Origin of the sequence: Agathobaculum sp. LCP25S3_E8, from assembly GCF_052117165.1 — a bacterium.
In the GTDB taxonomy this organism is placed as follows: domain Bacteria; phylum Bacillota; class Clostridia; order Oscillospirales; family Butyricicoccaceae; genus Agathobaculum.
The window spans coordinates 99546-113585 of record NZ_JBQKJR010000002.1 but is presented as its reverse complement, the minus strand read 5'-3'; the positions used below and the strand labels follow the sequence as shown (position 1 = coordinate 113585).

The window sequence follows — 14040 nt, the reverse complement described above, 5'->3', positions numbered from 1 at the left end:
AGACCCGCGGCATGAATCCGGCGGGCAAGGAGGAAACCGAATTGGCAACTGGCAAAAGAAAAGGATCGGGCGTCCTGCACGTGATATCCCGCGTGCTGCTGACGCTGCTGCTTATCGGTGTGCTTTGCGCCTGCTTCTGCGGCATTGCATTTGCGTATTATGTACATGCATATATCAACCCGTCTGCGCAGGAAACTGCAACCGACCTGAGCAAGGGTCTGGGCTTGGATTTGAACTCCTTCATCTATGCAGTCGATTCCGAAACGGGAGAAGAAACGCTCTATGAAACCATTCGCGGTATGGAAAACCGCATTTGGGTGGACAGCGAGAATATTCCGGATAATCTGAAAAATGCTGTGGTCGCTATTGAGGACGAACGCTTTTACAAACACCACGGCGTGGACTGGAAGCGCACGTTCGGTGCGGTTGCCAACTGGCTGGTTGGCGATGACCAGTACGGCGGCTCGACCATCACTCAGCAGCTCATCAAAAACGTTACCGATGAGGACGATTATTCGGTCAAGCGTAAGGTGAACGAGATTTTCCGCGCGCTGGCGCTGGAGGATGAAATCGGGGATAAGGACCGTATTCTCGAGATGTATCTCAATACGATCTACCTCGGTTATAACTGCTATGGCGTGAAAACTGCCGCGACCACCTATTTCGGCAAGGATGTGTCCGAGCTGAGCCTCGCGGAGTGTGCCGCGTTGGCCGGACTGACCAACAATCCGTCCATTTATGATCCGTATAACCGGCCGGAAAAGGTCAAGGAGCGACAGGAGAATATCCTCGGCAAAATGCTGGAGCTGGGCATGATTGACCAGACTGCGTATAACGAGGCAATCTCAACCGAGCTGGTTTACCGCCCCTATGAGCAGTACCAGCAGGATATCAGCGATATTTACTCCTACTTTACCGATGCGGTCATCAAGGACGTAACCAACGACCTGATGGAGCAGAAGGGATATTCCGAAGTCGTGGCCAGCAACATGGTCACCTCAGGCGGCCTGAAGATTTATGCTACCATCGATACCAAGGTGCAGAGCATCGTCGATCAGGTGTGGGCGGATGATTCCGTATTCCCCAATACCGAGAAATACGGTGAGCGCCCGCAGAGCGCCATGGTCATCACGGATAAGCAGGGCAGTATTGTTGCCATTGCGGGCGGCCGCGGCGAAAAGACAGAAAATCTGGCCTTCTCATATGCTACGGACGCGCGCCGTCAGCCAGGTTCCTCAATCAAGCCGCTGTCATCTTACGGCCCGGCTATGGATAAGGGGATTATTGTCCCCTCCACGACAGTGTATGACAAGCCGCTGTATATCGGGGATGATGGAAAACCGTGGCCGATGAACGACGGCAAGATGCCGACGGGCAAGTCCATGACGATTAAAAGCGGTATTACCAGTTCGGTTAACACCATTGCCGTACAGGTAATGGCCATGCTGACGCCGCAGGCATCCTATGATTTCCTGACACAGCGACTCGGTATCCAGCTGGTAGGCAGCCGCACCTATGAGGACGGCACAGTCAAGAGCGATATCGACTATTCACCGCTGGCACTGGGCGCGCTGACCGACGGCGTGACCGTGCGAGAGATGGCGGGCGGTTTCTCTGCCTTCATCAACGACGGCGTGTTCGGCGGCACGCGCACCTACACCAAGGTGCTTGATTCAGAGGGCAATACGGTGCTTGAAAACAATCCGAGCACGGATCTGGGCTTTGAAAATGTGCGCACCGCATATTACATGCTCGAATGCCTGCAAAACGTCACGGCTTACGGTACCGCGTCCGGCACGCAGATTTCCGGTGTGCAGACCGCCGGTAAGACCGGTACGACGACCTCCAACACCGATATCTGGTTCTGCGGCGTAACGCCTCAGTATTCCGCTGCGGTTTGGGTAGGTTATGAGCATAACTATACGCTCAATGGCTTGTATGGCCGCAATGCCGCGGCAACCTGGCTGGCAGTGATGCAGAAGGTGCATGAAGGCGACTCCGGTCTGGTGTTTGATTCGCATCCGCAGGACTTCACGACGGTGACCTATTGTATGGATACCGGTCTGCTTGCTTCCGGCGCCTGCCGCGCAGCGGGACGCGCTGCAAGCGGCCGCTTCTGGAACAACGAAGTACCGACCGAGACGTGCAGCCATCAGGGCATTACTACGAACTATAACTTTGCTAAAGTTGGCGTAACCGACTGGAAGGAAGAAGAGGAAGAGGAGAAGACGGAAGAGCAGAAGAAACCGGAAGAGCAGACACCGACTGATCCCAATGATCCTTCTATTGATCCGGAAACCGGCCTGCCGTCTACTCCGACCGATCCGGAGGGCGGCGAAACCGGTGGCAATACCGGCGGCGAAACCGGCGGCGAGACCGGTGGAAACACCGGTGGCGAGACTGGTGGGAATACCGGCGGCGGCACGGGCGGCGAAACCGGTGGCGGCACGGGCGGCGAAACCGGTGGCGGCACTGGAGGAGAAACCGGTGGCGGTACTGGCGGCGAGACCACACCGTCGTCTGACGATCCAGAAGCATAAAACCGGCTGGAACGCATAAAATAACAACCGAATATCTGTTCAGCGCCGCACAAGGCCGCACACATCGGGGCGTTAGCGGTGTCCTGTACCCGCAATCCGCTACAGCGGGGATGATGCGGGCAAGGAGGGACGTACGCGCGGCGAAGCAGCTGCCAACAGGGTGATGAGAGACCGGTACTGCGCAACGGAGGACCGTGAACCATGTCAGGCGGGGAACCGAGCAGCATTAAGTGGAAACCATCGTGTGCCGCAGAGCTGCCGATTTTGAGCCCAAACCGCGGAAAGGCAGTCGGGCGTGCGCTTTCGAATTGCTCGCGTGCGGTCTTGTGGGGCGCTGAACGGATTTCGCTTGAAACCACGCTTTCAAGCGAGCGGATGCACCGAGCATGGCTCGGATACATCCGGCCGGGACAAAAGTTCCGACAAGCGAAACTTTTGCTCCGACTGGTATAAAAACCCACGCGCATGTCGCGGGTTTTTATGGATTGGATTGCGCGCTTGACGCGCAGGAGAGAACGCTGGGAGGCGGGCTTGCGCCCGCCTCTTTTGTGGTATATAAAACGTCCGGACAGGCAATGGAAAGGAGTGGTATGCATTGTATCAGGCGTTATATCGTAAATGGCGGCCGCAGACCTTTGCGGACGTAATCGGCCAGCAGCATATCACGGATACGCTGCGCGCGCAGCTCCAGTCCGGTCGGCTGAGCCATGCCTATCTGTTTACCGGCACACGTGGCACGGGCAAGACAACTTGCGCCAAGATTTTGGCGCGCGCGGTCAACTGTGAGCATCCGGTGAATGGCGACCCATGCAACGAGTGCGCGGCTTGCCGCGGTATTCTGGACGGATCGGTGCTCGATGTGACCGAGATTGACGCGGCATCGAACAATGGTGTCGATAACATTCGCGATTTGCGTGACGAGACACGATACACACCCGCGCAGGTGAAAAAGCGTGTGTTTATCATCGACGAGGTGCATATGCTCTCGATTGGCGCGTTCAATGCGCTGCTCAAGACACTCGAGGAACCGCCCGAGCATGTGCTGTTTATCTTAGCGACCACCGAGCTGCACAAGGTGCCCGCGACCATTCTGTCGCGCTGCCAGCGGTTCGATTTTCGGCGTATCGGCGCGGAGGATATCGCGCGCCGCCTGCTGGATGTAGCAGCGGGTGAGGGCATCGAACTGACCGAAGGCGCGGCGCGCCTGATTGCACGGCTGGCAGACGGCGCAATGCGTGATGCCCTGTCCATGCTGGACCGAGCGGCGGCGGCAGGCGCGGTGGATGAGCAAACTGTGACCGCGGCACTCGGCGTGATGGGGCAGGATGACGGCATTCGGCTGGCGGAGCATCTGAAAACCGGCGATTTGGCTGCGGCCATTGCGCTGATTGACGAATATTATAACGCGGGCCGGGACTTGGCTGCGGTTTATGACCAGATGCTGGGGCTCATCCGGGACGCGCTGCTGGTTAAGACCAGCAAAACCGATGTATCTGCGCTGATTTCTCCGGCATATACGGTGAAAAGTCTGCAAAAGCTGTGTGACGGTCTGGCTTCGTCTACGCTGATTGCATGGAGTCGTGTGATAGGCGAAGCGCTCGACCGCATGCGCAGCGCGGCCAATCGCCGGGTTGAAGCGGAGTTGTGTGCGGTTCGACTGTGTAGTCTGGGCGCAGAACAATACGATACATTGAGCGGGCGCGTGGAAGCGCTGGAGGAGAAAATGAAGCATGGCATACCGGTTGCAGCGGCACCGGCGCAAACCGTGCGACAAGCGGACGATATGCCGCCTCCGCCGGGCGACGAGGACGCTCCGCCACCGCCGGATGATAGCGATGCGCCGCTTTGGGCGGAGCACGAGGCTGCGGTCGGACAGCCGATATCACCGGCAAAGCCCACTGCGGCTGTTCAGGCAGCCGCGTGGCCGAAATGGACGCAGCTGCTGGAAATGCTCACCGGCAAAATCAACACCGGCGCACATACCAATCTCAAGGTATCTGCCAAGGGCATGCTGGAGGATGACGCGTTGGTTATTCTGTGCGAGGACGGCATCACGGCTATGCTGGCCAAAGCGGAGCCGACGATGAAGGTGATCCGGGAACAGGCAGCAGCGCTGGCGGGCGCGCCGATCAAGGTCAAGGTGCGTGAAGTCGGGGACGAACCCGTAATACAAAAAAACGCCGCGGTTGATGAGATCATCGGTCGGGCGAAAGCATTTGATATTCAAGTAAAAGAACTTTGAGGAGGACATAACAGATGGCAAAGGGAAAAGGCTTTGGCGGCTTCGGCGGCGGCATGAACATGCAGGCGATGATGAAGCAGGCGCAGAAGATGCAGGAAAACATGATGAAGGCGCAGGAGGAGATTGCGCAGATGGAGACCACCGGCACGGCAGGCGGCGGCATGGTGACCGCGACCGTAACCGGTACTTCAACGCTCAAATCCATTGAGATTAAGCCTGACGTAGTCGACCCGGATGACATTGATATGCTGCAGGATCTGGTGGTTGCGGCGGTTAACGAGGCGCTCAAGGCTGCAAATGAGAAATCCCAGAGCCAGATGAACGCGATTACCGGCGGCATGGGCGGCGGTCTGGGCGGCCTGTTCTGATGGACTTTTTTGCACCGCCGGTCGAGCGGTTGATCGAGGAATTCGCAAAGCTCCCCGGTATCGGACAGAAAACCGCGCAGCGGCTGGCATTCCATGTGCTCGACCTGCCCAAAGAGGACGCTGAACGATTTGCTGACGCAATTCGTGAAGCAAAAGCTAAGACCTTCACCTGCAAACGGTGCCAGAATCTGGCCGACAGCGAGATTTGTCCGATTTGCGCCGACAACACCCGCGACCAAAAGACCATCTGCGTGGTGGCGGAACCGCGTGACGTGATTGCGTTCGAGCGCACCAAGGAGTATCACGGACTGTATCATGTGCTGCACGGCACGCTGTCGCCCATGGGTCACATCGGGCCGGACGATATTCGCATCCGTGAGCTGGTACAGCGTGTGGCGGATGAGGACACCGAGGAGGTTATCCTTGCCACCAATCCGGATACCGAGGGCGAGGCTACAGCCATGTACATTTCCCGTTTGTTACAGCCCTTCGGCATTCGTATCACCCGCCTTGCCTACGGCATTCCCGTGGGCGGACATTTGGAATATGTCGACGAAGTGACGCTGACCCGTGCGCTGGAAGGTCGGCGGGATTTGTAAATATGGTATTTCTGCTTTGTTCCTGCTTTTTATGCGGGCTGCTGTGCATCAGAAAGAGCAGCTGCGCCAAACGCGCGTAAAAACAGGAACGGCCGGACTTTCGTCCGGCCGTTCCCGCAATAAAAGGTAGGATAGAGAGTAGAAAGCAAGAACATGTGGGGGGATCTTACGCTTTCCACGTTTATTATGATATAGGGAAAATGTGAACATTCTGTGTACATTTCGCAACAAATTTTTGTTTTTATATAATCGGGAGGAAAATAGTCAGTGGCAGAACTGAAAAAAGAAATTGAGAACCGGCGCACTTTTGCGATCATTTCGCATCCGGACGCCGGTAAAACCACCATTACAGAGAAATTTTTGCTGTACGGCGGCGCAATTCAGGAGGCCGGTATGGTAAAAGGCAAGAAAAACAGCCGCCATGCCGTATCCGACTGGATGGAAATCGAGAAGCAGCGCGGTATTTCGGTCACCTCCTCGGTGTTGCAGTTCCGCTATGAAGGAAAGTGCATCAACATTCTCGACACCCCCGGACATCAGGACTTTTCCGAGGATACCTACCGCACGCTGATGGCGGCGGATTCGGCGGTCATGGTCATCGACGCATCCAAGGGCGTCGAGGCGCAGACACGCAAGCTGTTTAAGGTGTGCGCGATGCGCGGTGTGCCGATTTTTACCTTCATCAACAAGATGGACCGCGAATCGCGCGACCCGTATGAGCTGCTCGAGGAGATCGAGAACGAATTGGGCATCGGCACCTATGCGGTCAACTGGCCGATTGGATCGGGCAAGCGCTTCAAGGGCGTCTATGACCGTATGGACGACGAGGTTATCGCCTTTGAAGGCGCGGATTTCCGGCATGAGGTCAAGGCACAGCGTCTGTCGATTGACGATCCTATCCTCGAGGGGCTGCTGCCGGAGGATCAGTATCAGACGCTGATTGACGACGTGGAGCTGCTCTCCGGCGCGGGGGATGAGTTCGATTTGCAGGCGGTGCATGAGGGCAAGCTGTCGCCTGTGTTTTTCGGATCAGCATTGACCAACTTCGGCGTAGAACCGTTTCTTAAGAAGTTCCTGCAAATGACGCCACCACCGACCGCACGCACGGCCGACATCGGTGTAATTGACCCGTTTGAGGACCATTTCTCGGCTTTTGTGTTTAAAATTCAGGCCAATATGAACAAGGCACATCGCGACCGCATCGCATTTATGCGAATTTGCTCCGGTAAATTCGAGCGCGGTCAGGAGGTGCTGCATGTGCAGAGCGGCAAAAAGATGGTGCTGGCCGCGCCGCAGCAGCTGATGGCACAGGATCGCTCGATTGTGGACGAGGCTTATGCGGGTGACATCATCGGAATCTTTGATCCGGGAGTGTTCTCGATTGGCGATACCGTGTGCGATCCGAAGCGCAAGTGCATGTTTTCGGGTATCCCGACCTTTGCACCCGAGCTATTTGCCACCGTTCGTCAGAAAGACACGCTCAAGCGCAAGCAGTTTGTCAAGGGCGTGGAGCAGATTGCGCAGGAAGGCGCTATTCAGATTTTCCGTGAACCGGGTGCCGGCATGGAATCTGTCATTGTGGGCGTGGTAGGCGTGCTGCAATTTGAGGTGTTGGAATATCGCCTGAAAAACGAGTATAACGTTGAGATCATCCGCGAAAACCTGCCGTATGAGCATGTGCGCTGGGTGGAAAATGACGAGCCGGATTTTGATATCAAGGCGCTTCAGCTTACAAGCGACACCAAAATTGTCGAGGATCTCAAGGGAAACAGTCTGCTGTTGTTTTCCTCTCCGTGGAATATCACGTATGCGCTTGACCATAACGAAAACCTGCGTCTGGCTGAGTTTTCGCAAAACGCATAAGTATCTTATACGATAAATACCAGCCAACAAAGCGATAAAACAGGCTCCATTTATGCTGTGCGCATAGATGGAGCCTGTTTGCAGATATATCGGAAATTTGCTACTGAAGCGAGTGCATGATACCTTATCCGGATTGCACACTGGTCAGAGGCACAAAAGCAGAGTTGCTGAAAATACCCACCTGTTCCGCGTCCTGCAGTGTGACCAGACCGGTTTCGCGGTTTACGTAAACCACCAGCCACAAGTCGGTATTTTCCTGCCGGGCGTCATATCGCTCATACAGATTGCCGCCGTAGCGCCCCTCGCTGCATGACAGGACGAGCGTCAGGCTGTCATATTGCTCGGGCGGAAAGTTTTCGTCATAAATTCCTTCGTCGGGGTAATTGTAAATACACCAGGTATACCCATGTTCCTCGTATATACCGGTGCCGTCATCAATGCGCAGCGTATAATCACCCATTTCTCCCGGCTCGACCTGCAAATCAATCGTCGTGCCGTCGTCCAGTGTTGCCACTGCGTGTTCGCCCGTCAGGTCGTATAGAGCGGCGTAAATGCTGACATAGTTATCCGAGTCATACGTATATTCCTGGCCTCGCTCGTAATACAGTGCGCTATCATCATAGCTGACCCAATCCTCCGCTTCGGCTTCCGCATCCGGATCGTAAGACTCCCAATCGCCGAGATTGATTTCAAACGAATTGTTGCCGTCGAAAAAGTTATCAAACAGGTCTTTTACAGCCGGAATCAAAGAAGGCAGCAAGTTGACCAGAACAACTGCAACTACCACAACCAAGGCAATCTTGCCTTTTCCATTCTTTGTTTCACGAATCGGTTTCACACTGGCTCTGGCTTGTTTTGCGCGTATGGGCGTTTTTCGCGTGCGCGTTTTTTGATAGGTTGGCTCATCTGCGAATTGTTTGTCTCGCCATGCGGCTGCTTTTTTCTCCAGCTCGCCGACACGCCCGCGGGTCCCTGTACGTGCGCCGCAAATTGGACACTCCCGATCCTCATCGCTGTAATTGATGCCACAATGCTGACACTTCATATGGAAAGCCCCCCCCTTCTCTGGTTTCATCATAGCAGATAAGAGGGGCGTGCGCAAGTTTAATTCGGCAAATTGTACAGCAGTAATTCAATTCTGGCAGGATCAATCACCTGAAGTTCATCCTGTGCTGCTGGATGGACCGCAATTCCTTGCCCGGTGTTCGGATGCAGCGTGGAAACGCAAAAATCCAGTGCAAATAATGCAATCAGCAAGGCGCACAGAGGCAGGAACATACCATGCGGCAGGCGTCGAAACATCCGCAGCAGCAGGGGAGCGGCCAGATATACCGCCGCACAGCAGCCGAGCCCGAATACCAACGCGGTCGGCAGACTCACCAAACCGTGTAGGTTGAGCGGATAGTCGCTGTAATCCCACCAGCGAAGGCCGTAAACGGCCAGCAGATAACAACCTGTCGCAAACTCCATAACCGTGGAAAGCATCGCGCCCAACGCGAACACAAAAATCGGCTGTGCGGCAAAACGCTTCAGCAGCAGCACGGACAGCAACCCGCCCACGCCGTAAATGGGCAGCCAAGGTCCGAGCATGGTGCCGCGGTTGACCAATTCGCCGTCAAGCAGCAGGTGCAGTCCGACCTCCCACAGCCAGCCCGCCGTCGAAAAGGCCAGAAACAGCCCCGCGATTTCGCAAAGCGTATATCGTCCCGCCGCGTCATCGCGCGCTCGATGTACATATCGGAATACCGCCGTCATATCTGTCCCTCCCACTGTTACTCTTTCATTGTACGCGGCAATTCTTTGGATTGCTGCTACAAAATCCTTAAGATTTTATGAGTGCCCCGCATTTTGGGGTGCAAAAAGGGACGCGCGGAAGCGCGTCCCCGTGTATGCGCTGCTTATTCCAGATTCAGCTTATGCTGAAGGATATAATGTGTGCCAGCATAACAGATTGCACCCGGTATCGCCGCTGCGACACAGAAGCCGAGCAGCACTCCGTGTACCAACGTTTGCTGCGGCACACCGTTGAGTGCATTAGCCAGCGCAGTCATCACGGTTTCCATCGGGCCGTCTGCCACACCGAACAGCACAAAGGTGAGCAGGAACTGGGCCGCTGTGGACAGCACGAAATACCACACGACCGACATCAGTACGCGATGCTTTTTCGCCAGATGACCAAGCGCCATGCACAGGTAAAGATACAGCACGCCGCTGATTATAGAAATTACCAACAGTAAAATTCCCTCGAACAGATAACCCAGTACGTTTGGATCTTCAGCTACCGAGCGACCAAACTCGCCCAATACCATACTGATGCCCCAGAGCAGATTGGTGTTCGCACCGAGGATCGAAATGCTCAACGCTGCGACGATGCCGCTCAGGCAGCAGATTGCCACCGCAATGATCACCTTGCTCCAAATGTGTTGTGTGACCGTCACGGGCAGGGTGAACATCAGATAGCCCTCGTCACCGAGCAGATTTTTGTAAAACCGTTGGATCAGGATAACCGCGGTCACAACGAACACCGCAACCAGCAGCGCAAAGAAGAGCATCGCAAGGATGGCGGTCGGGATACCGTTCATAATATCCTGTGCGCGATCGGTTGTCATCAGGGCGTTGATGATGCTCATCAACAGCATCGCGCCGTACAGCGGCAGGCAGATACGCGCGCACGCTTTCCATTCGTATTTTAACAGCTTTAGCATGCGAACACCTCCCGGAACAGCATATCAACGGATTTTCCATGTTCCTCCCGAATCGTGTCCACGCTCTCATGCAGCGTCATCACGCCGTTTTTCAGGAAGATGACTTCGTCGAGCACACGCTCGATATCAGCAATCAGGTGGGTGGACAGCAGCACTGCGGCATCCTCACTGTAATTCGACAGAATGGTGTTGAGGATGTAGTCGCGCGCAGCCGGGTCCACGCCTGCGATAGGCTCGTCGAGCAGGAACAGCTTGGCCTTGCGGCTCATCGTCAGGATGAGCTGCACCTTTTCCTTCGTGCCCTTGGACAGTGTCTTGAGACGGTCAAGTGCATTGATGCGTAGCGATTGCAGCATATCATTTGCTTTGACGCGGTCAAAATCTGCATAGAAATCGGCAAAGAAATCCATCAGATCGGATACCCGCATCCAGTCGTTCAAGTATGCCCGGTCAGGCAGGTAGCTGACCACACTGTGCGTATGCACGCCGGGCGCCTGTCCGTCTACCAGCACGCTGCCGGCCGTCGGTTGGATCAGGCCGTTGATCAGCTTAATCAAAGTTGTCTTACCCGAACCGTTCGGACCGAGCAGGCCGACAAACCGGCCGCCGCTCAATGTCAGGTTCAGATTGTCGAGTGCCTTTACGCTGCCATAAGTCTTGGTCAGGCCTGCACAGACAATCAGCTCATTTTTCTGTTCCATTCTGATTTCCCTCCCCTTGACGCTTTTCGAGCAGATGGTATACTTCTTGCTCGGAGAAGCCAAGCTGACTCATGCCAGCCAGAAATTCCGCAATACGGTCACTTGCGATTTGTTCCCGAATCTTCTCAATCATCTCTTTATCCTCCGTCACATAGCGTCCGGTGGTCCGATTGGTGTGCATCAGTCCTTCACACTCCAAATCCGCCAGCGCACGCTGCATCGTGTTGGGGTTGACCCCTGCCTGTGCCGCCAGTTCGCGTACCGCCGGCACCTTATCGCCCGCCGCCAGCTGGCCGCTGACGATCTGTTCGGTCAGTATTTCCACCAGCTGCTGGTAGATTGGACGATCGCCTCGCAGTTGCCATTGCATAGCCTCGCTCCTCTCTTGTCATATTGTATTATGATAATAATACAATGATACACAATTGTCAACCCCTGACAAAAAATATTTTTCATCCGGCGTTGGCTATGCTATAATAGGCCTTATCGGAGGAACGACATGTATGAAAATTTACCCTCATCTTCGTGTTCTGTGGGCTGCTTTGGCAATATCCGCAGTCACCAACCTTGCGGCGCTAAGCAATTCTATGCCTGTTTTACTGGCGGCCAACATCATTAATCTGATATGTTATGGCGTAATCGCTTATGTATTGTACCGTCTTTCGGATGAAAGTGCGTTGCTGGGCCGCGCCTTTCCCGCACAGATGCTTTGCATTGCGCTGATTGCACTGGCGCTGGTATGTACACAGCTGGCAGGCGATAACGTTATGCTGCAAAACTTTATGTCGCTGCTGTCCATGGCAGGCAGCGTCGCGGGATTGCTCAGTGAGTATTACCTATACTGGGGACTGGATGAGCGTATTATCCCCCATGCCTATAACTATCCCGCGCGCCGCATCCGCTGGTGCCTGTATGCGCCGCTGCTGGGCGCATTTGTCGCTAGCGCGCTTATCCTGACCGCGCTGCCGCTGCCTGCGGTATGCGTGCAGCTGGTGGGACAAATCATACCGCTTGTGCTGCTGTGGCAGTACATGCGTGCGGTACAGATGCGTGAGAATGATCCACTCTCTTTCTGATGCGAAAAATTCCCCGGAAGCAATAAACTGGCATAGTTGGCTGCAAGTGTATTGCTCCGGGGCTAATTTATGCAAAAAAATGCATCACACTCGCAGAGAGGCAAGTGTGATGCAAGTAGAGCAGGGGGAAAGGAATTCCAGCAGATCAAACAAACGGGAATGTGTGGCAATTTGCTTGAAAGAGCTGTGGAAGGGAAGTACTCACTGTTGTTTCGCAGAACGCAGGTTCTGCAGGGTTTCCGCAATGTTTTCCTGATGCAGTTCGGCTGCGCGGAAGTGCAGGAAATGAAAATTCAAGTTGAAGAGCGAACCCAGGCCGACGGCGCAGATTACCGTGCCGATACCCACCTGGCCACCGAGTAGAAAACCGGCGATGATGACGAAGATTTCGACAGTGGCACGGCACAGCCCGACTGAGCGGCCGGTTTTACGTGCAAGCGCCACCATGAGTGCATCGCGCGGACCGGCTCCCAACGCGCTTTTCATGTACATCCAGGTACCCAGCGCGAGCAACTCCAATCCGACCAGCAGCATCGGGAGGCCGGTGAGCAGGGAATGCATCTGTGGGATCCAGCCAAGCCAGAGCAGCCCGTCGATGAACACCGCGCACAGGATGATATTGATGATGGTGCCGAAGCCGAAGCTCTCCCCGTACAGTATGGCCGCGCCTATGGCAACCGCACCGACAATCATGGAAGCGGTGCCGTAGGTGATACCGAGAGTCTGTGCCAGACCCTGCTGCAATACACTCCACGGTTCCAGACCGATGTTGGCTTGCAGCATCATGGTGATGCCAACCGCGCTGACCAGCATGCCCGCAACCAGCCAAAGCAGGCGACGGATATAATGATTGGGCATCGGTCACCCCCCCGCGGCAAAGGTGCGTACCAACTGTGCGGTTTGTGTGCAATCCTCGCGGGAGATGTCGTGATGGCAGACCATGCGATACTCCCCACCGGCGCATCCGGTGACCTTTACGCCATGCTCCAGCATCCAGGCCGGATAGCGGGCGGCTTTATCCGCGCTCCAGTCGGCGGTAAAGAATATCATATCGATATCCAAACGGTCGCGCAGTACCTGTATGCCGTCGATATCATCCAGCAGCGCCCCCAGATATGCCGCGTTTTCGTGATCTTCCTTAACTCGATCGGTCATATCGCGCAGCGCAATCAGCCCGGCGGCTGCCAAAAAGCCCGCTTGCCGCATGCCGCCGCCGAGGATGCGACGTGCGCGGCGCGCCCGCCAGATCAGCTCCTTCGGTCCCGCGACAATCGAGCCGACCGGCGCACACAGGCCTTTGGACAGGCAGCACATCACAGTGTCGCAGTACTGGGTCAGCTCGCGCACATCGGAAACACCGAGTGCCGCTGCGGCGTTGAACAGCCGCGCGCCGTCCAGATGTACCGCCACGCCTTTTTCGTGCGCGACCTCATAGATAGCGCGCATGTTGTCAAGCGAGACGACCGCGCCCGTGGAATGTGCATTTTCCACCACCACAAGCGTTGCGGGCGCGACCTGTACGTCGCTGTCGTCAGTCAGGCAGGCGCGCACAGAGTCCGGGTCCATGGTGCCGTTGACACTCTGCGGAAAACGAAGCGAAACGCCGGAAAGCTGGGCATAAGAGCCGGCTTCGTGGTCGGCGATATGCGAATGTGGGTCGATGATGACGCAGTCGCCACGGCGGGTGTGCGCCAGCAGCGCGCAGGCATTGCCTTGCATACCCGATGTGACAAACACCGCAGCTTCCTTGCCCAGCCGTTCGGCGGCATAAGCCTCCAGCTCGTGCAGGGTCGGGTCGTCGTCAAATACATCATCGCCAACCACAGCGGCGGCCATTGCATCCCGCATGGCCTGCGTCGGTTGGGTGACCGTGTCGCTTCGTAAATCAATGTAACGCATGGGGGTTCCTCCCTTTCATAAATATGGTTTGCTTTGTCGGCCGGCGG

Annotated in this window: 13 protein-coding genes and 1 other RNA gene; 7 read left to right on the top strand and 7 right to left on the bottom strand. The window is 55.7% G+C overall.

Annotation, left to right across the window (positions count from 1 at the left end; genetic code table 11):
- The first annotated feature begins 11 nt into the window (after positions 1-11).
- From ACTQ34_RS01675 to ACTQ34_RS01650, 6 genes are all read left to right on the top strand, one after another.
- The gene (locus ACTQ34_RS01675) at positions 12-2540 is read left to right on the top strand and encodes a transglycosylase domain-containing protein (protein WP_441362198.1); all 2529 of its coding nucleotides are present in this window, start codon (positions 12-14) and stop codon (positions 2538-2540) included.
- Between the two features lie 55 nt (positions 2541-2595).
- An RNA gene (ffs, locus tag ACTQ34_RS01670) (signal recognition particle sRNA large type) lies at positions 2596-2862 on the top strand.
- A 273-nt stretch (positions 2863-3135) separates the two neighbouring features.
- The gene (dnaX, locus tag ACTQ34_RS01665) at positions 3136-4782 is read left to right on the top strand and encodes a DNA polymerase III subunit gamma/tau (RefSeq protein ID WP_441362197.1); all 1647 of its coding nucleotides are present in this window, start codon (positions 3136-3138) and stop codon (positions 4780-4782) included.
- A 14-nt stretch (positions 4783-4796) separates the two neighbouring features.
- Positions 4797-5150, top strand: coding sequence for a YbaB/EbfC family nucleoid-associated protein (locus ACTQ34_RS01660; RefSeq protein ID WP_302665095.1), 354 nt, complete (start codon positions 4797-4799; stop codon positions 5148-5150).
- A complete protein-coding gene (gene recR / locus ACTQ34_RS01655) occupies positions 5150-5749 on the top strand; it encodes a recombination mediator RecR (RefSeq protein ID WP_441362196.1) in 600 nt (199 codons plus the stop codon). Before ACTQ34_RS01660 ends, recR begins: the two co-directional genes overlap by 1 nt.
- Before the next feature lie 267 nt (positions 5750-6016).
- Positions 6017-7612, top strand: coding sequence for a peptide chain release factor 3 (locus tag ACTQ34_RS01650; RefSeq protein WP_441362195.1), 1596 nt, complete (start codon positions 6017-6019; stop codon positions 7610-7612).
- Between the two features lie 124 nt (positions 7613-7736).
- On the opposite strand, the gene ACTQ34_RS01645 is transcribed toward ACTQ34_RS01650, so the two are convergent.
- The 5 genes from ACTQ34_RS01645 to ACTQ34_RS01625 all read right to left on the bottom strand — a co-directional run bounded on the left by ACTQ34_RS01645 (position 7737) and on the right by ACTQ34_RS01625 (position 11388).
- Positions 7737-8657, bottom strand: coding sequence for a zinc ribbon domain-containing protein (locus ACTQ34_RS01645; RefSeq protein WP_441362194.1), 921 nt, complete (start codon positions 8655-8657; stop codon positions 7737-7739).
- Positions 8658-8716: 59 nt separating this feature from the next.
- Positions 8717-9367 carry a putative ABC transporter permease gene (locus ACTQ34_RS01640; RefSeq protein WP_441362193.1) on the bottom strand — a complete coding sequence of 217 codons (651 nt, stop codon included), beginning with the start codon at positions 9365-9367 and terminating at the stop codon, positions 8717-8719.
- A gap of 143 nt (positions 9368-9510) precedes the next feature.
- A complete protein-coding gene (locus ACTQ34_RS01635; protein WP_441362192.1) occupies positions 9511-10317 on the bottom strand; it encodes a hypothetical protein in 807 nt (268 codons plus the stop codon).
- Complete coding sequence (locus ACTQ34_RS01630; RefSeq protein WP_441362191.1) at positions 10311-11018, bottom strand: ABC transporter ATP-binding protein; 708 nt, start codon at positions 11016-11018, stop codon at positions 10311-10313. The genes ACTQ34_RS01635 and ACTQ34_RS01630 overlap by 7 nt, the downstream gene beginning before the upstream one ends.
- Positions 11002-11388: a GntR family transcriptional regulator gene (locus ACTQ34_RS01625; protein WP_441362190.1), complete on the bottom strand. Its 387-nt coding sequence runs from the start codon at positions 11386-11388 to the stop codon at positions 11002-11004. Before ACTQ34_RS01625 ends, ACTQ34_RS01630 begins: the two co-directional genes overlap by 17 nt.
- Before the next feature lie 133 nt (positions 11389-11521).
- Here ACTQ34_RS01625 and ACTQ34_RS01620 point away from each other — a divergent pair, with 133 nt between their 5' ends.
- Positions 11522-12094: a hypothetical protein gene (locus ACTQ34_RS01620; protein WP_441362189.1), complete on the top strand. Its 573-nt coding sequence runs from the start codon at positions 11522-11524 to the stop codon at positions 12092-12094.
- 201 nt (positions 12095-12295) lie between these two features.
- Here ACTQ34_RS01620 and ACTQ34_RS01615 read toward each other — a convergent pair whose 3' ends face one another.
- A complete protein-coding gene (locus ACTQ34_RS01615) occupies positions 12296-12952 on the bottom strand; it encodes a YczE/YyaS/YitT family protein (RefSeq protein WP_441362188.1) in 657 nt (218 codons plus the stop codon).
- A 3-nt stretch (positions 12953-12955) separates the two neighbouring features.
- Positions 12956-13993 (bottom strand): threonine aldolase family protein, encoded by a 1038-nt coding sequence (locus ACTQ34_RS01610; protein WP_441362187.1) that lies wholly within the window; start codon positions 13991-13993, stop codon positions 12956-12958.
- Positions 13994-14040: the final 47 nt, after the last annotated feature.

Excerpts from the sequence above, each read along its gene's own strand:
- ACTQ34_RS01625 (WP_441362190.1), bottom strand. The coding sequence starts at position 11,388 with ATGCAATGGCAACTGCGAGGCGATCGTCCAATCTACCAGCAGCTGGTG.
- ACTQ34_RS01615 (WP_441362188.1), bottom strand. The coding sequence starts at position 12,952 with ATGCCCAATCATTATATCCGTCGCCTGCTTTGGCTGGTTGCGGGCATG.
- ACTQ34_RS01635 (WP_441362192.1), bottom strand. The coding sequence starts at position 10,317 with ATGCTAAAGCTGTTAAAATACGAATGGAAAGCGTGCGCGCGTATCTGC.
- ACTQ34_RS01620 (WP_441362189.1), top strand. The coding sequence starts at position 11,522 with ATGAAAATTTACCCTCATCTTCGTGTTCTGTGGGCTGCTTTGGCAATA.
- ACTQ34_RS01660 (WP_302665095.1), top strand. The coding sequence starts at position 4,797 with ATGGCAAAGGGAAAAGGCTTTGGCGGCTTCGGCGGCGGCATGAACATG.
- ACTQ34_RS01630 (WP_441362191.1), bottom strand. The coding sequence starts at position 11,018 with ATGGAACAGAAAAATGAGCTGATTGTCTGTGCAGGCCTGACCAAGACT.
- ACTQ34_RS01640 (WP_441362193.1), bottom strand. The coding sequence starts at position 9,367 with ATGACGGCGGTATTCCGATATGTACATCGAGCGCGCGATGACGCGGCG.
- ACTQ34_RS01645 (WP_441362194.1), bottom strand. The coding sequence starts at position 8,657 with ATGAAGTGTCAGCATTGTGGCATCAATTACAGCGATGAGGATCGGGAG.
- recR (WP_441362196.1), top strand. The coding sequence starts at position 5,150 with ATGGACTTTTTTGCACCGCCGGTCGAGCGGTTGATCGAGGAATTCGCA.
- ACTQ34_RS01675 (WP_441362198.1), top strand. The coding sequence starts at position 12 with ATGAATCCGGCGGGCAAGGAGGAAACCGAATTGGCAACTGGCAAAAGA.
- ACTQ34_RS01610 (WP_441362187.1), bottom strand. The coding sequence starts at position 13,993 with ATGCGTTACATTGATTTACGAAGCGACACGGTCACCCAACCGACGCAG.